This is a genomic window from Pseudomonas sp. MIL9, assembly GCF_016887925.1.
Taxonomy (GTDB): Bacteria; Pseudomonadota; Gammaproteobacteria; order Pseudomonadales; family Pseudomonadaceae; genus Aquipseudomonas; species Aquipseudomonas mohnii.
In genome coordinates, this window is sequence record NZ_JAFEHE010000020.1 from 66,358 (window position 1) to 86,225 (window position 19,868).

Here is a 19,868-nt window from a genome sequence, read left to right on the forward strand (position 1 = left end):
ACCGTTTTGTAGTGCCGCCGAGAGTCAATCGATTCCGACGAACCCACCGGTCTGATGCTGCCACAGCCGCGCATACAAACCGCCCAGGGCAAGCAGTTCAGCATGGCTGCCGGTTTCGGCAATCTTGCCATTCTCCAGTACCACCAACCGGTCCATGCGGGCGATGGTCGAGAGCCGGTGGGCGATGGCGATCACGGTTTTACCCTGCATCAGGGTTTCCAGGCTTTCCTGGATCGCGGCTTCGACCTCCGAATCCAGGGCTGAAGTGGCCTCGTCCATGATCAGGATCGGCGCGTCCTTGAGCAGCACGCGGGCGATGGCGATACGCTGGCGCTGACCGCCCGAGAGTTTGACCCCGCGTTCACCGACATGGGCATCGAAACCGGTGCGGCCTTCGGCGTCCGAGAGCGTGGGAATGAAACCGTCGGCGCGCGCCTTGTGCACCGCCTCCCAGAGTTCGGCGTCGGTCGCGTCGGGTTTGCCGTAAAGCAGATTGTCGCGGATCGAGCGATGCAGCAGGGACGTGTCCTGGGTGATCATGCCGATGCGCTCGCGCAGGCTTTCCTGGCTGACCTCGGCGATGTTCTGCCCATCGATCAGAATCCTTCCGCCTTCCACGTCGTAGAGGCGCAGCAGCAAGTTGACCAAGGTCGACTTCCCCGCACCGGACGGCCCGATCAGGCCGATTTTTTCGCCGGGCTTGATGTTCAGGTTGAGACCGCCAATGATCCCGCTCCGTTTGCCGTAGTGAAAGTCCACGTTCTCGAAACGCACTTCGCCACGGGCCACGGTCAAGGGTTTGGCCTGGTCGCGGTCGGTCACCGAGACGGGTTGCGAAATACTCTGCAAACCGTCCTGAACCATGCCGATGTTTTCGAAGATCCCGGTGACCACCCACATGATCCAGCCGGACATGTTGACGATGCGGATCACCAGGCCGGTGGCCAGGGCAATGGCGCCCACGGTGATCAGCGATTGCGTCCACAGCCACAGCGCCAGGCCAGTGGTGCCGACGATCAGCAAGCCGTTCATGCTGGTGATGACCACGTCCATGCTGGTCACCACGCGGCCGGCCAGTTGGGCTTTTTCAGTCTGTTCCTTGATTGCCTCGCGGGCGTATTGCTGCTCGAAATGGGTATGGGCGAACAGCTTCAGCGTGGTGATGTTGGTGTAGCCATCGACAATGCGCCCCATGAGTTTGGAGCGCGCATCGGAGGACACGACCGAACGCTCCTTGACCCGTGGCACGAAGTAATAGAGGGCGCTGATGAAGGCAACGATCCAGGTCAGCAGCGGGATCATCAGGCGCCAGTCGGCCTCGGCGAACAGCACCAGGGAACTGATGGCGTAGATCAGCACGTGCCACAACGCATCCACCGCCTGCACGGCTGAATCGCGCAGGGAGTTGCCGGTCTGCATGATGCGTTGGGCGATGCGCCCGGCGAAGTCGTTCTGGAAGAAATTAAGGCTCTGTTTGAGCACATAACTGTGGTTTTGCCAGCGGATCAGGCTGGTCATGCTGGGGCTCAGGGTCTGGTGCACCAGCAAGTCATGCAGGCCGACGAACACCGGGCGCAGGACCAGCGCCACCACGACCATCCAGGTCAGTTCAAGGCTGTGTTCCTTGAAGAAATTGACGTTTGGCGTGCCTTGGGCCAGGTCGATGATGCGGCTCAGGTAGCTGAACAGCGCGACTTCGATCAGCGCGCCAACCAGGCCGACGATCAACAGGGCCGCGAAGCTCGGCCAGACCTGCTTGAGGTAATAGGTATAAAACGGCAGTACCCGATCTGGCGGAGCGGGCGTCGGGGCGTCGCGGAAGACGTCGATCAGTTTTTCAAAACGGCGATAAAGCATGGGTTTTTCACCCGCGAACGGGCTCTCCTTTAAACGGTTTGAGCGTTGCCGGCATGACCGGCAACGGCTCGGACATCCTTGTCCAGCTTAGTCTCAGTCGATGCGCTTGGCCGACTTGATGAACACCGGATCGGCCGGCACGTCTTTCATGCCGCTTTTGGTTGTTGTTTGCGAGTTGACGATGATGTCCACCACGTCCATGCCTTTGACCACTTTGCCGAACACGGCGTAGCCGTCACCGCTGTCGAGGAAATCGTTGTCCTTGACGTTGATGAAGAACTGGCTGGTGGCCGAATCCGGCACCGAGGTGCGGGCCATGGACAGGGTGCCACGAACATTATGCAGGCCGTTCTTCGATTCGTTCTTGATCGGCGCCTTGGTTTCTTTCTGCTGCATTTGCGAAGTGAAACCGCCGCCCTGGACCATGAAGCCCGGAATCACGCGGTGGAAGATCGTGTTGTTGTAAAAGCCGCTGTCCACGTAATCAAGGAAGTTCTTGGTACTGATCGGGGCTTTGACCGGGTCCAGTTCGATTTCGATCTGGCCGTTGGTGGTTTCCAGCAGAACATGTGGCGCCTTGGTTGGCGTTGCCGCCATCAGGTTGGCGGCAAACAGAACGGAGCCAGCGACAAGGGCGATTTTTTTCAGCATGGGTCAGTGATCCTGAGGGTGGTGGTATCGACGGCGGCAAGAAACTCGAGCAGCGTCTGGTTGAAGTGTTCGGGCTGGTCCAGCGGGGTGGCGTGACGCGAATCGGCAATCACCACCAGCCGCGCATCGGGCAGCAGTTTTACGTAGTTTTCCTTCAGCGAGACCGGCGTGTAGTCATGGTCGGCGCTGACGATGAGGGTTGGACAGGATACCTTCGACAGTCGTTCCTGAACGCCCCATCCCACAATGGCATCGAAGCTGGCGAGATAAGCATGTTTGTCGTTTTTTGCCCAGCGTTCGGCCATTTTTTGTCGCAGATCCGCCTGCTCGGGCTTGGGGAACAATTTTCCGCCCAGGGCTTTGCCGATGGTGCCGAGGCTGAGGACGCGCATCAGGCTCCAGCGCTTGAACCATTGCCAGTAATCATCGCGGCTGCGCAGTTTGACCTCGGGCGCGCTGTTGACGATGCACAGGCTCTTGAGCAATTGCGGCTGATCCACGCCCAGTTGAAAGCCGATCATGCCACCCATCGAAAGCCCCACATAGTGAGTCGGGCCGAGATTCAGATGCTCGATCAACGCGATCAGGTCGGCGCTGAACCCGGCGATGCTGTAGCGCTCGCGGGGTTTGTCCGAGCGACCATGGCCGCGCACGTCCGGGACGATCACCCGGTAACGGGCCGCCAGCGCGGGGATCTGTTTTTCCCAGTCCAGGGTGCTCGAACCCAGGCCGTGGACCAGCAGCAACGGCGTACCGTGGCCATATTCCTCATAGTGCAGGTTGCAACCATCGTGTTCGAAATAGGCCATGCGTGCTCTCCGTGTCAGGCTTGTTCAGGGGCGGCGAACGGTGCGTCCAGTGGTGCGGTATCGAAGGTGCGCAGCAGTTCGATGAGAATCTGCGTGGCGGGTCCGAGTGGTTTGTCCTTGTTCGAATACAGGTAAAAATTCGGATTACGGCTGCCACCCTGATCCAAAGGTAGCAGCTTGAGCGTGCCTTCCTTGAGTTCCCGTTCGATCATGTGCCTTGGCAACCAGGCGAAACCCAGGCCACTGCTGACAAACGTCGCGGCGGTGGCCAGGCTGCCGACGGTCCAGCGCTGTTCGGCACCGAGCCAGCCGACGTCCCGGGGCTGTTGCCGACCGGAGTCGCGGATCACCACTTGCATATGGCTTTCCAGATCCTGGAAATTCAGTTCGCGATTCAGGCGATGCAACGGGTGTTCGGGGTGGGCGACCGCGACGAATTCGACGTCGCTCAATTCCGTCCCCAAATAACCGGGAATGCTGAACCCGGTAATGGCCAGGTCGGCCACGCCTTCGAGCAACACCTCTTCGACCCCCGACAACACTTCCTCGCGCAAGCGGACCCGGCAGCCACGGCTTTGCGGCATGAACGCGGTCAAGGCGCGGACCAGGCGGGCGCTCGGGTACGCCGCGTCGACCACCAGCCGCACCTCGGCTTCCCAGCCTTGCTCCATGTGGTGGGCCAGGTCTTCCAGCTGGCTGGCTTGTTTCACCAGTTGCCGGGAGCGGCGCAGCAGCACGCCACCGGCCTCGGTCAACACCGCTTTGCGGCCGTCGATGCGCAGCAGTGGCACGCCGAGCTGGTCCTGCATGCGCGCCACGGTATAGCTGACCGATGACTGCGAGCGGTGCAGCGCCTCGGCGGCCTGGGCGAAACCACCGTGATCGACCACGGCCTGCAACGTTCGCCATTGATCAAGGGTCACGCGGGGCGCTTTCATGATGAGCTCCTCTTGTCCTAAGCTGTCAGCCCTTATTGGAGACTGCTGAATGAAAAAATTCTGTTGTGTGGTGCTGGCGATGCTGCCGCTGACCGCGTTTGCTTATCCGATTGATGTCGAAAAGCAGCTGAACGGCTTGAGCATTGACTACAACGCGTATGACACCGATAGCGATATCGCCACCCTTCAGGTGAACAATTACGGCAGCACCGATGCGATCTGTAAGGTGGTTTTCAACAACGGCCCGGAAGCGCCGCGCACCCGCAATATCGAAGTGGCTGCTGGCAAACACAAAAATGCGACTGCCAAATTCAACCGTTCCATCATCAAGATGCGTATCAAGCTCACCTGCACCCCGAAATGACTGTAGGAGCCAGCTTGCTCGCGACAGTGTCGGGGTAGTCGACAGCCTTTTTCACCCGTCGCTGTCGCGAGCAAGCTGGCGCCTGCAACTCATGATTCGCTTATAAACGAATTTATCGATAGTTTATAGCAGTTATTTGCGCTTTTTCATCGATATGGCAATGTTTAACCTTCACTCCATCGACTTACAGCATTCTCAGATGGAGGTTACATCCCATGTCCCGCGTTCTGATCATCGAAAGCAGCGCACGTCAGCAAGACTCGGTTTCCCGTCAACTGACCCAGACCTTCATCAAACAGTGGCAAGCCGCTCACCCGAAGGACGAAATCACCGTTCGTGACCTGGCCGTCAACCCGGTGCCGCATCTGGACATCAACCTGCTGGGTGGCTGGATGAAGCCTGCCGATCAGCGCAGCGACATCGAACAGGTTTCCCTGGAACGCTCCAATCAATTGACCGACGAACTGCTGGCCGCCGATGTGCTGGTGATGGCCGCACCGATGTACAACTTCGCCATCCCGAGCACCCTCAAGGCCTGGCTTGACCATGTGCTGCGTGCCGGCGTGACATTCAAGTACACCGAAACCGGTCCTCAAGGTCTGCTCACCGGCAAGCGCGCTTATGTGTTGACCGCTCGTGGCGGGATCTACGCTGGCAGCGCCGCGGATCACCAGGAACCCTACCTGCGTCAGGTCATGGGCTTCATCGGCATCCACGACGTCACGTTCATCCACGCCGAAGGCATGAACCTGGGGGGTGACTTCCAGGAAAAAGGCTTGAACCAGGCGAACGCCAGGCTTGCTCAAGTGGCCTGACCCTTTAATCGCCAGATAATCGCTGGATGGTCTAGTGACCTGGCGCTACCCCTTCAAGCCTGTACGCGCATCGAACCTCCCTTTGCACTTGTTGCTCCTGAGTGCTGCCGCCCGATTGAACGCTTTAGCGAGATCGGGCTTTTTTTTGCCCGGAATTTTGTATCGTTTGAGTGTTCGCGATCACCGGCAAAAACCGCTATCTTCGCCGCCATTCGAAACGAGGCGAGTATGGGCTATCTACTTTTTGTCACGCTGATCCAGGCGTTTTCCTTCAGTTTGATCGGCGAATACCTGGCCGGTCATGTCGACAGTTACTTCGCGGTACTGGTGCGGGTGCTCCTGGCGGGGCTGGTGTTTATACCGCTGACGCGCTGGCGCTCGGTAGAGCCTGCTTTCATGCGCGGCATGTTGCTGATTGGTGCGCTGCAGTTTGGCGTGACCTACGTTTGCCTGTATCTGAGTTTCCGTGTGCTGACGGTGCCGGAAGTGCTGCTGTTCACGGTCCTCACGCCACTGCACGTGACCCTGATCGAAGATGCGCTGAACCGGCGGTTCAATCCATGGGCATTGGTGGCGGCACTGGTGGCGGTGGCCGGGGCTGCGGTGATTCGCTATGACCGGATCAGCCCGGACTTCTTCATGGGGTTCCTGCTGCTGCAACTGGCCAACTTCACCTACGCCGCCGGGCAGGTGCTCTACAAACACCTGGTGGCTCGTCACCCAAGCGATCTGCCGCATTACCGGCGCTTCGGTTATTTCTACCTTGGCGCACTGGCGGTGGCGTTACCGGCATTCCTGCTGTTCGGCAAACAGGACTTCTGGCCGCAAGCGCCGCTGCAATGGGGCGTGCTGGTGTTCCTCGGCCTGGTTTCGACCGCGCTGGGTCTGTACTGGTGGAACAAGGGCGCCTGCCTGGTGAATGGCGGGACGCTGGCGGTGATGAACAACCTGCATGTGCCCGTGGGACTGCTGCTCAATCTGCTGATCTGGAATCAGCATGAGGAACTGGGGCGGTTGCTGCTGGGTGGCAGCGTGATTCTGATGGCGGTGTGGATCAGTCGGTTGGGTATGCGCAAATCTTTGACCGTCCACTAAACCTTGTGGGAGCGAGCTCGCTCCCACAGTTTTTTGTGGTGTCACATCACGTGTTTTTCCGCCTCGGGAATGTGGCTCGTGCCCAACACGGCCGGCAGCAGCCCGGCGCGTAAATCCGTCCCGCTCGGTTGCTGATACAGATTCAGTCCGAACTCCGGTAGCACCGCCAGCAGATAGTCGAAAATATCCCCCTGAATCCGCTCGTAATCGGCCCAGGCCGTGGTGCGGGTGAAGCAATAGATTTCCAGCGGAATCCCCTGAGCGGTGGTCTGCATCTGGCGCACCATGCAGGTCATGTTCGGCTGGATCTCCGGGTGGCTTTTCAAGTACGCCAGGGCATAGGCCCGAAAGGTCCCGATGTTGGTCATCCGGCGACGGTTGGCCGACATCGCCGCGACATTGCCCTGGGCTTCGTTCCAGGCCTTGAGCTCGGCCTTCTTGCGGCTCATGTAGTCGGTCAGTAGATGCACCTGGGACAGTTTCAATTCTTCGTCATCGCGGATGAAACGCACACCACTGGCATCGATAAACAGGCTGCGCTTGATCCGTCGGCCACCTGACTGCTGCATGCCGCGCCAGTTCTTGAACGACTCGGACATCAGGCGCCAGGTCGGGATCGACACGATGGTTTTGTCAAAATTCTGCACCTTGACTGTATGCAGCGTGATATCCACCACATCGCCATCGGCGCCTACCTGCGGCATCTCGATCCAGTCGCCGACGCGCAGCATGTCGTTGCTGGTCAACTGCACACTGGCGACGAAAGACAGCAAGGTGTCCTTGTAGACCAACAGGATCACCGCCGACATCGCACCCAGACCCGACAGCAGTAACAGCGGCGAACGATCGATCAGCGTGGCGACGATGATGATCGCGCCAAACACGTACAAGACCATTTTCGTCAGTTGCACGTAGCCTTTGATCGAGCGGGTGCGGGCGTGTTCGGTGCGGGCGTAGATGTCCAGCAGGGCATTGAGCAACGCTGCAATGGCCAGCAGCAGGAACAGGATGGTGAAGGCCAGTGCGACGTTGCCGAGGAAAACCATCGCCGTTTTGCTCAGAACCGGCACCAGGTGCAGGCCGAACTGGATCACCAGCGACGGGGTGATTTGCGCCAGGCGTTGAAACACTTTGTTGTGGCGAAAGTCGTTGATCCAGTGCAAGGCAGGCTGGCGACCGAGCATCTTGGCGGCGTGCAAAACCAGATAGCGCGCCACCCGTCCTAAGACCAGCGCAATCGCCAACAGCAGCAACAGCGAAAGGCTGGAGTGGACGAGCGGGTGCTGGTCGAGTGCCCCCCAAAGGTCTTGGACTATCAGCCAGAGTTGTTCGAGATCCATAAACTAATACGATTCCTTTGTAGGATAAGGCGGATCGATTAGACCATGGAACCTGGTGGTTGCGAACCTGCACAAATTGTTCGATTGGCAAACGTGTGCTCGCTCGCTCCGACATGCCGCTCGTCAACCCTATCAGTTCTGATAGTAGACCTCGTTGAAGTAAGAACTTTAAATAAATGGGCAGTTTTAGGCTGTTCAATGAGTGCTAACCAGTACGGGTGTTTGTATGAATCACACAAAAAGTGGCAAAGAAGAATTTAACGAAAAATTTGTCCTTGACAGGCAGAATCCTCATCATGATTTCGGTAATGGCTTGACTGTTACGCTTATTGGACAATGGGAGGGTAGGGCAGCAGGTGCGGCGCAAACGGGTGTTGGTGATCCAGATTGGGGCAATATGTGTTTTTATATGAATTACTGCTCAGTCCGTTTTTCGTTTAAAAATCCTGTTTCAAAAGTCGGGTTCTCTGTCATTGGACTATCTCAACAGAATGAGCGTTCGTACTACCGAGTCAAAGAGGTTGGCGTGCTTGAGGGCGGAAAAAACGCCATGCCTGCAAACGGTGGTACGAATAAACCGGCAAAAAAGGTTTTGTTCGAAAGTGCTCTCGGTATTGAGAGCTTTGTAATTGACCAATTCAATAATGATTCCAATGTGTTGTTTTTGGATAATTTGATTTGGGAGTGAGTTGGGCGGTTTCTGATGCGTTGGAATTAAGTTGATGTGAATGGCGTGAAGCATCGGAAGTGGTTTTTTGTGTTAACGATTATGTTTAAGGCTGGTGGGGACGCTGTTCCTCCAGTCTTTTTTTGTTTTCGCGTGCATGCAGATACGATACTTCTCTATCAAAAAATGCCACTTTCAATGGGGAAGCTTTGGTTTCCCCGCTGCCATTATCGTTGTTAAGTTCTGTCGAATTTTGCCATCAATACACGCTGGTGAAAGCGCTATCGGTGGGCGCAGATCGGTGAAAATTCCGGTCTTGCGGCAACATTTACACAAAGAAACTCGGCCTGAGCGCTCGAAACCGTTACCCTATGCAGCTGTTTTTTTGCATTTCTTCGAGGTAGCACCCGTGTTTTCCCAATTCGCCCTGCACGAACGCCTGCTCAAAGCCGTGGCCGAGCTGAAATTTGTCGAGCCAACGCCTGTGCAAGCAGCGGCCATTCCGCTGGCGCTCCAAGGGCGTGACCTGCGGGTGACAGCGCAAACCGGTAGCGGCAAGACCGCTGCATTCGTCTTGCCGATCCTCAACCGCCTGATCGGTCCGGCCAAGATTCGCGTCAGCATCAAGACCCTGATCCTGCTGCCGACCCGCGAGCTGGCCCAGCAGACCCTGAAAGAAGTCGAACGCTTCTCGCAGTTCACCTTCATCAAGTCCGGCCTGATCACTGGTGGTGAAGACTTCAAGGTCCAGGCCGCCATGCTGCGCAAGGTGCCGGACATCCTGATCGGTACGCCGGGCCGGATGATCGAGCAACTGAACGCCGGCAACCTCGACCTGAAAGAAGTCGAAGTGCTGGTGCTCGACGAAGCCGACCGCATGCTCGACATGGGCTTTGCCGACGACGTCCAGCGCCTGGTGGACGAGTGCACCAACCGTCAGCAAACCATGCTGTTCTCCGCCACTACTGGCGGTTCGGGCCTGCGCGAGATGGTCGCCAAGGTGCTGAACAACCCTGAGCACTTGCAGCTCAATGCGGTCAGCCAGCTGAACGAGACCACTCGTCAGCAAATCATCACTGCCGACCACAACCAGCACAAAGAACAGATCGTCAATTGGCTGCTGGCCAACGAGACCTACCAGAAGGCCATCGTGTTCACCAACACCCGGGCCATGGCCGACCGTATCTACGGGCGCCTGGTGGCTCAGGAATACAAAGCGTTCGTGCTGCACGGCGAGAAAGACCAGAAGGATCGCAAACTGGCGATCGACCGTCTGAAGCAGGGCGGGGTGAAAATCCTCGTGGCGACCGACGTCGCCGCTCGTGGCCTGGACGTGGACGGCCTGGACCTGGTGATCAACTTCGACATGCCACGCAGCGGTGACGAATACGTGCACCGCATCGGTCGTACCGGTCGCGCCGGCAACGATGGCCTGGCCATCTCGCTGATCTGCCACGGCGACTGGAACCTGATGTCGAGCATCGAGCGCTACCTCAAGCAGAGCTTCGAGCGCCGCACCATCAAGGAAGTCAAAGGCACCTACGGCGGACCGAAGAAGGTCAAGGCTTCGGGCAAGGCTGTTGGCGTGAAGAAGAAAAAGACCGACGCCAAGGGCGACAAGAAAAAAGCCGCCGCCAAGACCCCGACCAAGCGCAAGAGCGCCAACCGGCCGAAGAGCGATTCCCTGGTCAGCAAGGATGGCATGGCCCCGCTCAAGCGTCGCAAGCCGGAAGCGCCGGCTGCTGAATAAAGCGCCGTAGCGAGCCCATAAAAAACCGGACCCAGGTCCGGTTTTTTTATGCCCGGCAACAGTCCTGCGAAGTCGACGCTAACGCATCGCACTGGCGCGGTCGCCTGCCGTTCAACCCTCGGTCTTTTTCTCCGCCGATCCCAGTTCCTTCAAGCGCTTGTCGATCAACTGGCACTTGTCCGGTAAATCCTTGGACGCAGTCCCAAGGTCCATCTTCTGCAACTCTGCATTGATCTCCTTGGCCTTGGTCGGGTTCTGCTCAGTGAGCCTGGCCACTTCCTGTGCCAGTTGTTCGCGTTTGGCGGTGGCTTCCTCGGGCGTGCAGGCCCAGGCGGGCAGGGCACAGGTCAGAGCGGCGGCGAGGATGAGCGTGAGCTGTGATTTCATGGTGGCAGGCCTCAGATCCGGTTAAGGCGGGATACCCGGTTGAGCGCTGCCCCATGGCAAAAGTTCAGTGTCAGGCGATGGCCGCGCTTCTGTCGCTGCGGGTTAGTCTCCGTGGCAGCAGCTCGACTTCGACCCATCCTCGTAGCGGTCGTGATGCCGCACCCACTCCATGATTTCCTCTTCATTCCTGCCCTTGGGCGTCAGATCAAGGTAGTTGTAGGCGCCGACCAGCATGTCCAGGCCTCGGGCATAGGTGGAGTAAGTGTGGAAAATCTCTCCGGCTTCATTGCGATAAAAAACACTGAGTCCGGGGAGTTCTTCCTCGGAACCGTCGGTTTTTTCGTAGTTGTACGTAGCCGTTCCGGCGGCGACGTCTTCGGCTCGGGCACTGACGCCAAAGTCATAATTGAAATCGCTGCCGGCCGACGATACCCAGTCGAATTTCCAGCCCATGCGTCGCTTGAATGCCTGGAACTCGGCGAAGGGTGCATGGGAAACCGCCACCAGCGCGATGTCATGGTGGGCCAGGTGCTGGTTGGCGCCGTCGATGTGATCGCTGAGAAATGAGCAACCGGGGCAACCTTCATCCCAGCCTTCGGCGAACATGAAGTGGTAAATGACCAGCTGACTGCGCGCGCCGAACAGGTCAGCCAGTTTCAGTTCGCCGCCTGGCCTCTGGAAGCGGTAGTCCTTGTCGATTTTCACCCAGGGCAGGGCGCGGCGCTCGGCGCTGAGTTTGTCCCGTTCCCTGGTGAAGGCTTTTTCGTGGGCCAGATGGTGTTGGCGGGCGACCAGCCATTCTTCCCGGGACACGACGGGATGATTCTGAATGTTCATGGGTTTTTCTCCTGCGCGATGCTTGGAGGTGACGGACACAGCTTAGTCGTTTGATCCCTGTCCAATTCGACATACCGCCGGTCGGTGCTGTTCGAAACCCCGGCTGAACGGCTGCCGTCCACGCCGGTCACAACCTATGAAGGCCCTCTCACTCACGGGCACCGGAGGTTGAATCAGGATGACGACTTATAACTGGGATTTAATTGAGCGCTTGCTGCACGAGGTGCAAAACGGTGCGAGCAGTTTCACGCCTCGACCCTATGCCGAGCAGTACGCTGCGCAGAAGGCTGCTGAAGGTGAGCAGACCGAAAACCTGGATCACCTGAAAGCGGTGGCCGGCGAATACGAAAAGTTGCTGCTGGCGCGGGGTTACATCGAGCCTCGGCCCGAGGAGCAGGGCGGCAGCGGTTCCAATTACATTTTGACGCCTCGTGGCTCAAGCCTGTTGAGCCTGATCGACAGCAGCATTCCGGGCAATGAGCATCCACGCCAGGTTTTGGATGAACAGGAGGATGCGCTGGCGGAGGAGACGTTTGATGCGCTGGCGGCGAAGGCGCAGATTGCCTGATACAAAAGATCGCAGCCTTTTGTCGGCTCTGCCCAAGGCTGCGATCCGTCTACCCCTGTTTCGCCGCCTTCAAGCATTTCAAATCGCTGAAATCCTTGCGCACACCCTCAATTTTCTTCAGCAAACGCTGACGTTGTTTCAGTGTGCTCTCTGCCATCAAATCCACAAATAGCGAGCGCGCCTGGGCTTCGGTGTTGGCGACGGCCTGGCGGTATTGCGGTGTCCACACACTTTCTCGATCGACCAGAAGCGTCTCGATTTGTTGTGGGAATTGTGGGCTCTGACGTTGCGCCACGGCCTCACTGAACTGTTTCTGCCAGTGCGCGCGGTTGGCGATCCATTGGGTGTTTTGGTCGCCCAGCGCGGTCGACCAGGCCATCACCCGTTGTTCCTGGCTGACGCTCAACGGGCCGAGCCAATCGGTTAGGCGCTTGTCCATGCGCGCACCGCGTTCGGCAATCTGTTGAGCCAGCGGCGGTTTGACGTATTCCTTTTCACGTTTGCGCAGATCCTTGGCGAAGGCGTCGTTCATCTCGGCGACTTGCTTGTCATCCAGCCCCTGCAGCAACTCGATGGCCGAAGGCGTGATCTGGCGCGCGGTTTCAGCGATAGCCTTTTTGGCTTCCGTGGTTCGCGCTTGCAGCGCTGCGTCGGTCACCTGATTGGTTTCGACCATGCTCTGCAAGCGATCCAGCCATTCGAGGTAACCCGGCAATTGTGTGGTGCAGTGCCAGTTCAGGTGTTTTTTGAGGCGCTCGTTTAACCAGTCCTTTTGCTCGCCGTTCATGTCGAGGTAGTCGCTGAGCGTCCACGGAATGATCACGTCGAGGTTGCGATAGGCCAGGCCGACGCGGCTGCAGGCGCCGAGGGCGAGGGTGAAGATCAGCAGGATGGCGATGTGCTTGAACCAGCGAGACATGGGCGAATCCTTGCGAGGCCGGGCGTCTGATTCTCATGTGATCGCAGGATGAGCCGGGCAGTTCAGCCAATCAATAGAATGCGCGCTCGGCCTTGAGCGTCACCAGGCCATCGCACTGGCTGTTGTGCCCGGAATACGCCGAGCACTCGCTGCCACTGAGGTTGGAGTTGCTGTAGATCAGGTCAAGGTCGACGCCCATGAACGGGCGTGAAAACTTCACCGACCAATCAGTGAAACTGCTCACATAACCACCGTCCACCGAAACCGGCGAGTTCAACTGATGGGTGGTGTATTTCATGCTGATCCCGATGCCGAACGGCTGATTGCCGCCAAGGTCAGCGAATAGCGTGTTGTTCTGTTTGTCCGGATCGTTGCTGAAAGCCACGCCGAAGCGGCTACCGAGCAGGGTCAGGCCGCCGAACAGTTCCTGGCTGTCGAGGGTGTCCACCTTGGGATAGCTGTAGTGGATCATCCCGACCTCGTAGCCGAGAGTTTGGTCGAAGGGTTGTTTAAAACCGATGTAGGAATCGATTTCGAGGTTCTTGCCCGACGAGATGCCCATGCTCGGTGCGTACTGGCCGAAATACAGGCCACTGTCGTGGCTGAGGTCGAGGCCGCCGTGAAAGGAGCCGACCGCCGAGGGCTTGACCAGCCCTTGGGCCATGCTGCGGCTGGGGGTGGTTCCGAGTTTGAGGTCGAAGTCGCCGAGCTCGCGCTGGAAAATTTGCGCGTGCGCCGATGAGCCGGCCAGCAGGCCTGCAAGCAATAAACAGGTGGATTTGAGCATGCGTCACTCCATGAACAGCGAGCTCAGGGCGTCGGGCCTGCTGAAACGCTTGATCTAGACGCGTGCAAGGATACCGGCGATTCATCGGGGTCGATGGCCGTTCGTCGATTTTTGCGGATTAATTAAACAGAAGAGGTGTGGCGCGGGTGCCAGTCCAGGCGCTTCGAAGCTCAAAGCGCCTCAGGACGGGTGTATTACCGGTATTACTTCTTGCCCAGGGTGATCTGCTTGGACGGGCCGAACGTCTGGCCGCTGACGCCTTTGGCAATTTGCTGGATTTCACCGCCGGATTTGAGGAACGCAGCAATCTGGTTGTTGATCGATTCGCTGGTTTCGACGGCTGGAGCTGGCTTTGCTTTGCTGTTGGATGCTTTTACGCGCATGGCGGCCATTAACCTGTAGAAAATTAACTTGGCCAGGCATCGTACAGGAAAGGCCGGCTATTTGCTTGGTAAATATCCCTTTAAGCACTGCGGGCATGCGCGAGGTCAAGCGCAAGTTATTCTCTTGAAGAATCCCCTAAGCGGCTGTTTTAACTAAGAACAAGGGTGGGAAAATGGCTGTTATGCCGGTGAGTGACCAGGGTTGAAATCGCGGGAATGGACTGACGAGCGGCCACGCCACGCGCCGGAACCCATGGAATTCAAGGCGTCGAGCGAGATTTTCCTGCGCCATCGGGCCGGGCACCGAACGCGCCCGGTAAAACCGGGTAGAATGCGCCCACGCAATGAGGGTATTGAACATGGCTTTAGTCGGGCGTTACAACAGTTTGCAAGTGGTTAAACACACTAACTTCGGTTTATATCTGGACGGTGGCGCGGATGGCGAAATCCTTCTGCCGAATCGTTATATTCCAAAAGATATTCCCAGCGAAGATGAAGATTGGCTCAATGTTTTTGTTTATCTGGACAGCGATGACAAACTCATTGCAACTACGGAAAAACCGAAAGTTCAGGTGGGTGAATTCGCCAGTTTGAAAGTTGTTGAAGTTAACAGTATCGGTGTGTTCCTGGATTGGGGGCTGCCGAAGGATCTGTTGCTGCCGTATTCCGAAGAAAAGCGCCAGATGACCGCGGGCGAATACGTCGTGGTGCATGTCTACCTGGATAAGCACACCCGCCGCATCACCGCGACGGCGCGCCTGGACCGTTACCTGGACAAGACGCCGGCCAACTACACCGCAGGCCAGGAAGTGGATTTGCTGGTCGCCGAAGCCACCGACATGGGGTTCAAGGCGATCATCAACAACAAGCACTGGGGCCTGATCCACAAGAACGAAATCTTCAAGTTCATGCGTGCCGGTAAAGAAGAGAAGGGGTTCATCAAGGAAGTTCGGGCCGACGGCAAGATCAGCCTGAGCCTGCAACCGGTTGGCCAGGAAGCAGCCAGCAGTCTGAACTCGAAGATCCTCGCCAAGTTACGCGAGAACAATGGCACCCTGGCGGTCAGTGACAAGAGCGATCCCACGCTGATCACCAGCATGTTCGGTGTCAGCAAAGGCAACTTCAAGAAAGCCATTGGTGCCTTGTACAAGAATGGCCAGATTGTCATTCATGCCGATCGCATTGAACTAAGCTAAGCGCTTGCCAGCCCCATGCAGGAGCGGCCCGAACCGGCGGCGGCTCCTGTAAGGGCGGGATGATGAAAAAAACACTCATAGCCTATGTCGCCACCCTGGCGGCGTTTCTCGTACTCGATGGCCTCTGGCTGGGCGTCCTTATGGCGTCGACTTATCGGGAGCTGCTCGGTTCGTTGATGCTCGAGCAACCACGGTGGGCCCCGGCCACTGTGTTTTATCTCCTCTATGTCATCGGTTGTGTGGTGTTTGTGGTGTTGCCGGCGCGGAGCTGGCCACACGCCGCACGTCTGGGGGCATTGTTGGGCGCGGTGGCCTACGGCACCTATGACTTGTCCAACTGGGCAACCCTGCAAGGATGGTCGGCGCGGTTGGCATTGATGGACATGGCGTGGGGCGCGGTGGCAAGTGCCGTTGCCTGCATTGTGGGGTTTCGTGTGGCGAATGCGCTGGCTGCGAGCAAGTCATGAACGGTGTTGGCTGGGCGAATGTCATCGCAAGCAGGCTCGCTCCCCTCTTTTGGCCTGCGCAACGGTTCAAGAATCAGATTTGGCCCAATCACGATTGACTGAGCAGCAGTCCGCTATCCCTCTCTGTATACATGACATGTGCACCGTTTGCAGGCGACAGTGCCCTGTTCATGGGCATATCTGAGCAAAGATCGCCGTTTATCTACCTGCATAAAACGCCCGTAGAACCGCGATTTGTCACACATTTATCGTCTATGGCACGCATTCTGCGTGGCAACTCGTATACAAACAATGACAACTCCCGTACGCAGTGTGATGTTGGCATCACGTCGGGAGTGTTTTCGAGGAGCTACGCAATGACCGAGCAAATGCCCGACGGCTACAGCCCGCGCCTGTACAACCAGGACTTGGGACCGCTGCCGCAGAAGTGGAATTGGTACAACATTTTCGCCTTCTGGATGAGTGATGTGCACAGCGTCGGCGGTTATGTATTCGCCGCCAGCCTGTTCGCGCTGGGGCTGGCCAGTTGGCAGGTGTTGATTGCCTTGCTGGGCGGGATTTGCATTGTGCAGTTGATCGCCAACCTGGTGGCCCGGCCGAGTCAGCAAGCGGCCGTGCCGTATCCGGTGATCTGCCGGTTGGCGTTCGGGGTGTTCGGGGCGAATATTCCGGCGGTCATTCGCGGGTTGATCGCGGTGGCCTGGTACGGGATCCAGACATACCTGGCGTCCAGCGCATTGATCATTGTGGTGTTGCGCTTCTTTCCTTCGATGGCGGCCTACGCAGAACCACATTTTGCCGGTTTGTCCTACCTCGGCTGGTTCGGTTTCCTCAGCCTGTGGTTCGTTCAGGCATTGGTGTTCTGGGCAGGCATGGAGTCGATCCGCCGTTTTATCGATTGGGCTGGCCCTGTGGTGTACGGCGTGATGTTCCTGCTCGCCGGGTGGATTGTCTGGCAGGCCGGTTGGAGCAACATCAGTTTCACCCTCGCGGAAAAGTCCCTGTCGGGTTGGGAAGCGTTCGGACAAGTGATCGTGGCCATGGCCCTGGTGGTGTCGTACTTTTCCGGGCCGACCTTGAATTTCGGCGATTTCAGTCGCTACTGCCGGAGTATGAAGGACGTACGTCGCGGAAATTTCTGGGGACTGCCAGTGAATTTTCTGGCGTTCTCCCTGGTGACCGTGGTGATTGTCTCCGGCACCTTGCCTGTCTTCGGTGAAATGCTTCACGACCCGATTGCCACCGTGGCGCGGATCGACAACAGCGTGGCCGTGTTGCTCGGCGCGTTTGCCTTCGTCACCGCCACCGTCGGCATTAACATCGTCGCCAACTTCGTGTCCCCTGCATTCGATTTCGCCAACGTCGCCCCGAGTAAAATCAGTTGGCGTGCCGGCGGCATGATCGCGGCCGTGGCGTCGATCTTCATCACCCCGTGGAACCTGTTCAACAACCCCGAAGTGATTCACTACACCCTTGATGTGCTGGCGGCGTTCATTGGCCCGTTGTTCGGGATTCTGCTGGTGGATTTCTACCTGATCAAAAAACAGCAGATCGACGTTGATGCACTGTTCAACGATGGCCCGACCGGGCGCTATTACTACAGTGGCGGGGTCAACTGGACGGCGGTCAAGGCACTGATTCCGGCGACGTTGATGGGCGTGGCGATCACGTTCACCCCGGTCCTGCAACCAATGGCCAACTTTGCCTGGTTCACCGGTTGTTTCCTCGGGGGCGCACTGTTCTTCGTGCTGGCCAAGCGTGAGCAGGCGCAGCGATCTCTCCCGCTGGTCACGGCGGGATGACGCAAGCGGGAATTTAAAGGTCTCTATCAGGCGGAAATTTCTGGCCGTCTGGTTAATAATCGACAGCATAATTTTTCGCCCCGACGCCGCTTGTTCGACAAGCCGCTCGGGGCTTTGCTTTTACTGTCGAGTCACTGCCATGTTGTGTGTTGTTTTTGAGGTCTTGCGGTGAGCGTCGCCCGGCGTAGCGCCGATGGATTTGCCCTGCAAGTGATGCTCGGGTTGTGCCTGATCTGGGGCGTTCAGCAGGTGATGATCAAGTGGGCGGCACCTGATATCGCACCGGTCATGCAGGCAGCGGGGCGTTCGGGCATGTCCGCGTTGCTCGTCGGGTTGTTGATCTGCTGGAAGGGCGGCTGGGATCAAGTCGGCACTACCTGGCGCGGCGGCCTGTTGGCCGGGGCACTGTTTGGGCTGGAGTTTTTCTTTATCTCCGAAGGCCTGCAACTGACCACGGCGGCCCATATGTCGGTGTTCCTCTATACCGCGCCGATTTTTACCGCGCTGGGTGTGCATTGGCTGTTGCCGAGCGAGCGCTTGAGACCGGTGCAGTGGTTGGGAATCTTCCTCGCCTTCGTCGGTATCGCCATTGCGTTTGCCGGTGGCGTGTCCTGGGCCAACCTCGATCACCGCATGCTGATGGGCGATGCGCTGGGGGTATTGGCGGGTGCCGCCTGGGGGGCCACCACGGTGGTGGTGCGTGCTTCGCGATTGTCGGAAGCACCGGTAACCCTGACCTTGTTTTACCAGTTGATCGTCGGCTTCGTCGGGCTGCTGTTGATCGCGCTGCTCAGCGGTCAGATCACCCACGTCAGCCTGACCACCGTGGCAGTGGCCAGTGTGTTGTTTCAAGGCCTGGTGGTGTCGTTCTTCAGCTATCTGACCTGGTTCTGGCTGTTGCGCCGGTATCTGGCGGCGAACCTGGCGGTTTTTTCGTTCATGACGCCGTTGTTCGGCGTCACGTTCGGCGTGGTGCTGCTGGGCGAAAAACTGAGCCTCAACTTTGTCATCGGGGCAGTGCTGGTGCTGCTCGGCATCACGTTTGTCAGCGCTGAGCAGTGGGTGCGTCGCCGTTTGCGCAAAGCGCTTGGCCAGCACTGACCGGGCTCAGGAGCAACCCGCCGGCCAGCAGCAAGCCACTGCCGGCGATCACCAGCGCAGGTTGCAAGCCACCGCTGAAATGGCTGCTCAATGCTGCCAGCAACGGCCCGCTGAGCTGGCCCACGGCAAAGCAGGCGGTCAGCAACCCGGCGTTGCGTTGGCTGGCGTGGGGCGCCAGCTCCCGTGAACGTTGCATCACCAACTGCATGCAGGCCAGGAACGGTGTGCCACACAAGATCACTCCCAGCGCGAGTCCCGGACCATTGCCCAGCAGGCAAGCGAAGACCCCGGCGGCTTGCATCCATAAGGTCAGGGTCAGCCATTGACGCGTGGTATTGGCCGCTTGTCGGCGCAGACTCACCAACACCACGCCAATCGCCGCTGCCAGGCCGAAGCACGGCCAGAACAGATCGGCCTGCCAATGCCCGTGGAATTGCGCGTTGGCCATTTGCGACAGAAAAGTGGCCGGGATGATGTAGCCCAAGCCGTACAACCCATAGACCACGCCTAAACGGCCGATGCCTCGATTACCCGTACTGACAACGCTTTCAGGGGCGGGCACGGCCGGGCCTGGCTGCGGCAGGAAGCGCAAAACCCCCAACAACATCAGCAGGGCGACGGCGGCATACACCAGCCACAAAGTGGCGGACGTCTGGCCCAAGAGGTTCGCGACCAAGGCCAGCAACCCGGTCAGGAAAATCCCCAGACCCGGTCCGGCAAATACCACGGCGCCGAGACGCGGACGCCCGGCGGCAGCCGCCAGTGGCTGACTCAGCGCGGTAATCATCACCAATACCCAGGCGCTGGCCACGCCGGTGCCAAAGCGCAGCAACAGATGCGACCAGAACCCGTTGGCCCAGAACGACGCCAGGGTCAACAGCACACACAGCCACAGACCGCCCAGCAGGCGACGGCGCACTTGCTCGGGACGACGAGAGAACATCGCGTCCACGGCACCGACGAAGTAGCCCAGGTAATTGGCGGCGGCAATCAGTCCGGCGGCGGTCAGGTCGATCTGGCCTTCGCTGAGCAGATGCGGCAGTTGCGGCGTCAGGGCAAAACGGCCGATGCCCATGGCCATCATTAATGCGACAAAACAGGCAAGCAAGCGGATCAACGGAGACATGGCATGAGT

21 protein-coding genes are annotated in these 19,868 nt (G+C 58.3%); 10 read left to right on the top strand and 11 right to left on the bottom strand.

Annotation, left to right across the window (positions count from 1 at the left end; genetic code table 11):
* Positions 1-24 precede the first annotated feature (24 nt).
* The 4 genes from JQF37_RS19895 to JQF37_RS19910 form a co-directional block, all read right to left on the bottom strand.
* Entirely contained in the window at positions 25-1,857 is a 1,833-nt protein-coding gene (locus tag JQF37_RS19895; RefSeq protein WP_130209524.1) for an ABC transporter ATP-binding protein, read from the bottom strand.
* A 93-nt stretch (positions 1,858-1,950) separates the two neighbouring features.
* Positions 1,951-2,508 carry a peptidylprolyl isomerase gene (locus JQF37_RS19900; protein ID WP_090464300.1) on the bottom strand — a complete coding sequence of 186 codons (558 nt, stop codon included), beginning with the start codon at positions 2,506-2,508 and terminating at the stop codon, positions 1,951-1,953.
* Entirely contained in the window at positions 2,502-3,317 is an 816-nt protein-coding gene (locus tag JQF37_RS19905; protein ID WP_090464297.1) for an alpha/beta hydrolase, read from the bottom strand. Before JQF37_RS19905 ends, JQF37_RS19900 begins: the two co-directional genes overlap by 7 nt.
* A 14-nt stretch (positions 3,318-3,331) precedes the next feature.
* Positions 3,332-4,255, bottom strand: coding sequence for a LysR family transcriptional regulator (locus JQF37_RS19910; protein WP_130209526.1), 924 nt, complete (start codon positions 4,253-4,255; stop codon positions 3,332-3,334).
* A gap of 49 nt (positions 4,256-4,304) precedes the next feature.
* Between JQF37_RS19910 and JQF37_RS19915 the strand changes: the two genes are divergently transcribed.
* The 3 genes from JQF37_RS19915 to JQF37_RS19925 all read left to right on the top strand — a co-directional run bounded on the left by JQF37_RS19915 (position 4,305) and on the right by JQF37_RS19925 (position 6,529).
* Positions 4,305-4,619, top strand: coding sequence for a 3-phosphoglycerate kinase (locus JQF37_RS19915; RefSeq protein ID WP_130209528.1), 315 nt, complete (start codon positions 4,305-4,307; stop codon positions 4,617-4,619).
* 215 nt (positions 4,620-4,834) lie between these two features.
* Positions 4,835-5,434 carry an FMN-dependent NADH-azoreductase gene (locus JQF37_RS19920; protein WP_047532183.1) on the top strand — a complete coding sequence of 200 codons (600 nt, stop codon included), beginning with the start codon at positions 4,835-4,837 and terminating at the stop codon, positions 5,432-5,434.
* A 228-nt stretch (positions 5,435-5,662) separates the two neighbouring features.
* Positions 5,663-6,529, top strand: a complete 867-nt coding sequence (locus JQF37_RS19925) for a carboxylate/amino acid/amine transporter (RefSeq protein ID WP_130209530.1) — start codon at positions 5,663-5,665, stop codon at positions 6,527-6,529.
* Positions 6,530-6,570: 41 nt separating this feature from the next.
* On the opposite strand, the gene JQF37_RS19930 is transcribed toward JQF37_RS19925, so the two are convergent.
* A complete protein-coding gene (locus JQF37_RS19930) occupies positions 6,571-7,869 on the bottom strand; it encodes a mechanosensitive ion channel family protein (RefSeq protein ID WP_130209532.1) in 1,299 nt (432 codons plus the stop codon).
* Between the two features lie 226 nt (positions 7,870-8,095).
* Between JQF37_RS19930 and JQF37_RS19935 the strand changes: the two genes are divergently transcribed.
* Positions 8,096-8,557 (top strand): hypothetical protein, encoded by a 462-nt coding sequence (locus JQF37_RS19935; RefSeq protein ID WP_130209534.1) that lies wholly within the window; start codon positions 8,096-8,098, stop codon positions 8,555-8,557.
* 388 nt (positions 8,558-8,945) lie between these two features.
* Positions 8,946-10,286: a DEAD/DEAH box helicase gene (locus JQF37_RS19940; protein ID WP_103404941.1), complete on the top strand. Its 1,341-nt coding sequence runs from the start codon at positions 8,946-8,948 to the stop codon at positions 10,284-10,286.
* 111 nt (positions 10,287-10,397) lie between these two features.
* On the opposite strand, the gene JQF37_RS19945 is transcribed toward JQF37_RS19940, so the two are convergent.
* Positions 10,398-10,673, bottom strand: coding sequence for a hypothetical protein (locus JQF37_RS19945; RefSeq protein ID WP_130211305.1), 276 nt, complete (start codon positions 10,671-10,673; stop codon positions 10,398-10,400).
* Between the two features lie 102 nt (positions 10,674-10,775).
* Entirely contained in the window at positions 10,776-11,510 is a 735-nt protein-coding gene (locus JQF37_RS19950) for a thioredoxin family protein (RefSeq protein ID WP_130211304.1), read from the bottom strand.
* A 178-nt stretch (positions 11,511-11,688) separates the two neighbouring features.
* Here JQF37_RS19950 and JQF37_RS19955 point away from each other — a divergent pair, with 178 nt between their 5' ends.
* Positions 11,689-12,078: a transcriptional regulator gene (locus JQF37_RS19955; protein WP_103404943.1), complete on the top strand. Its 390-nt coding sequence runs from the start codon at positions 11,689-11,691 to the stop codon at positions 12,076-12,078.
* Positions 12,079-12,127: 49 nt separating this feature from the next.
* On the opposite strand, the gene JQF37_RS19960 is transcribed toward JQF37_RS19955, so the two are convergent.
* The 3 genes from JQF37_RS19960 to JQF37_RS19970 form a co-directional block, all read right to left on the bottom strand.
* Positions 12,128-12,997: a DUF6279 family lipoprotein gene (locus tag JQF37_RS19960; RefSeq protein WP_130211303.1), complete on the bottom strand. Its 870-nt coding sequence runs from the start codon at positions 12,995-12,997 to the stop codon at positions 12,128-12,130.
* A gap of 70 nt (positions 12,998-13,067) precedes the next feature.
* Entirely contained in the window at positions 13,068-13,784 is a 717-nt protein-coding gene (locus tag JQF37_RS19965) for a TorF family putative porin (RefSeq protein WP_130211302.1), read from the bottom strand.
* Positions 13,785-13,987: 203 nt separating this feature from the next.
* Positions 13,988-14,176, bottom strand: coding sequence for a hypothetical protein (locus JQF37_RS19970; protein WP_017337097.1), 189 nt, complete (start codon positions 14,174-14,176; stop codon positions 13,988-13,990).
* Between the two features lie 350 nt (positions 14,177-14,526).
* On the opposite strand from JQF37_RS19970, the gene JQF37_RS19975 reads away from it, so the two are divergent.
* The 4 genes from JQF37_RS19975 (at position 14,527) to JQF37_RS19990 (ending at position 18,733) form a co-directional block, all read left to right on the top strand.
* Positions 14,527-15,363: a S1-like domain-containing RNA-binding protein gene (locus JQF37_RS19975; protein WP_130211301.1), complete on the top strand. Its 837-nt coding sequence runs from the start codon at positions 14,527-14,529 to the stop codon at positions 15,361-15,363.
* 59 nt (positions 15,364-15,422) lie between these two features.
* Positions 15,423-15,830, top strand: a complete 408-nt coding sequence (locus tag JQF37_RS19980; RefSeq protein ID WP_223272734.1) for a DUF2177 family protein — start codon at positions 15,423-15,425, stop codon at positions 15,828-15,830.
* 356 nt (positions 15,831-16,186) lie between these two features.
* Positions 16,187-17,632 carry an NCS1 family nucleobase:cation symporter-1 gene (locus tag JQF37_RS19985; protein ID WP_130211299.1) on the top strand — a complete coding sequence of 482 codons (1,446 nt, stop codon included), beginning with the start codon at positions 16,187-16,189 and terminating at the stop codon, positions 17,630-17,632.
* A 168-nt stretch (positions 17,633-17,800) separates the two neighbouring features.
* Positions 17,801-18,733, top strand: a complete 933-nt coding sequence (locus JQF37_RS19990; protein WP_130211298.1) for a DMT family transporter — start codon at positions 17,801-17,803, stop codon at positions 18,731-18,733.
* Here JQF37_RS19990 and JQF37_RS19995 read toward each other — a convergent pair.
* Positions 18,678-19,859 carry an MFS transporter gene (locus JQF37_RS19995; RefSeq protein WP_130211297.1) on the bottom strand — a complete coding sequence of 394 codons (1,182 nt, stop codon included), beginning with the start codon at positions 19,857-19,859 and terminating at the stop codon, positions 18,678-18,680. The genes JQF37_RS19990 and JQF37_RS19995 overlap by 56 nt on opposite strands.
* Positions 19,860-19,868: the final 9 nt, after the last annotated feature.

Coding starts and splice junctions, on each gene's coding strand:
- JQF37_RS19895 (WP_130209524.1), bottom strand. CDS start 1,857: ATGCTTTATCGCCGTTTTGAAAAACTGATCGACGTCTTCCGCGACGCC.
- JQF37_RS19900 (WP_090464300.1), bottom strand. CDS start 2,508: ATGCTGAAAAAAATCGCCCTTGTCGCTGGCTCCGTTCTGTTTGCCGCC.
- JQF37_RS19905 (WP_090464297.1), bottom strand. CDS start 3,317: ATGGCCTATTTCGAACACGATGGTTGCAACCTGCACTATGAGGAATAT.
- JQF37_RS19910 (WP_130209526.1), bottom strand. CDS start 4,255: ATGAAAGCGCCCCGCGTGACCCTTGATCAATGGCGAACGTTGCAGGCC.
- JQF37_RS19915 (WP_130209528.1), top strand. CDS start 4,305: ATGAAAAAATTCTGTTGTGTGGTGCTGGCGATGCTGCCGCTGACCGCG.
- JQF37_RS19920 (WP_047532183.1), top strand. CDS start 4,835: ATGTCCCGCGTTCTGATCATCGAAAGCAGCGCACGTCAGCAAGACTCG.
- JQF37_RS19925 (WP_130209530.1), top strand. CDS start 5,663: ATGGGCTATCTACTTTTTGTCACGCTGATCCAGGCGTTTTCCTTCAGT.
- JQF37_RS19930 (WP_130209532.1), bottom strand. CDS start 7,869: ATGGATCTCGAACAACTCTGGCTGATAGTCCAAGACCTTTGGGGGGCA.
- JQF37_RS19935 (WP_130209534.1), top strand. CDS start 8,096: ATGAATCACACAAAAAGTGGCAAAGAAGAATTTAACGAAAAATTTGTC.
- JQF37_RS19945 (WP_130211305.1), bottom strand. CDS start 10,673: ATGAAATCACAGCTCACGCTCATCCTCGCCGCCGCTCTGACCTGTGCC.
- JQF37_RS19950 (WP_130211304.1), bottom strand. CDS start 11,510: ATGAACATTCAGAATCATCCCGTCGTGTCCCGGGAAGAATGGCTGGTC.
- JQF37_RS19955 (WP_103404943.1), top strand. CDS start 11,689: ATGACGACTTATAACTGGGATTTAATTGAGCGCTTGCTGCACGAGGTG.
- JQF37_RS19960 (WP_130211303.1), bottom strand. CDS start 12,997: ATGTCTCGCTGGTTCAAGCACATCGCCATCCTGCTGATCTTCACCCTC.
- JQF37_RS19965 (WP_130211302.1), bottom strand. CDS start 13,784: ATGCTCAAATCCACCTGTTTATTGCTTGCAGGCCTGCTGGCCGGCTCA.
- JQF37_RS19970 (WP_017337097.1), bottom strand. CDS start 14,176: ATGGCCGCCATGCGCGTAAAAGCATCCAACAGCAAAGCAAAGCCAGCT.
- JQF37_RS19975 (WP_130211301.1), top strand. CDS start 14,527: ATGGCTTTAGTCGGGCGTTACAACAGTTTGCAAGTGGTTAAACACACT.
- JQF37_RS19980 (WP_223272734.1), top strand. CDS start 15,423: ATGATGAAAAAAACACTCATAGCCTATGTCGCCACCCTGGCGGCGTTT.
- JQF37_RS19985 (WP_130211299.1), top strand. CDS start 16,187: ATGACCGAGCAAATGCCCGACGGCTACAGCCCGCGCCTGTACAACCAG.
- JQF37_RS19995 (WP_130211297.1), bottom strand. CDS start 19,859: ATGTCTCCGTTGATCCGCTTGCTTGCCTGTTTTGTCGCATTAATGATG.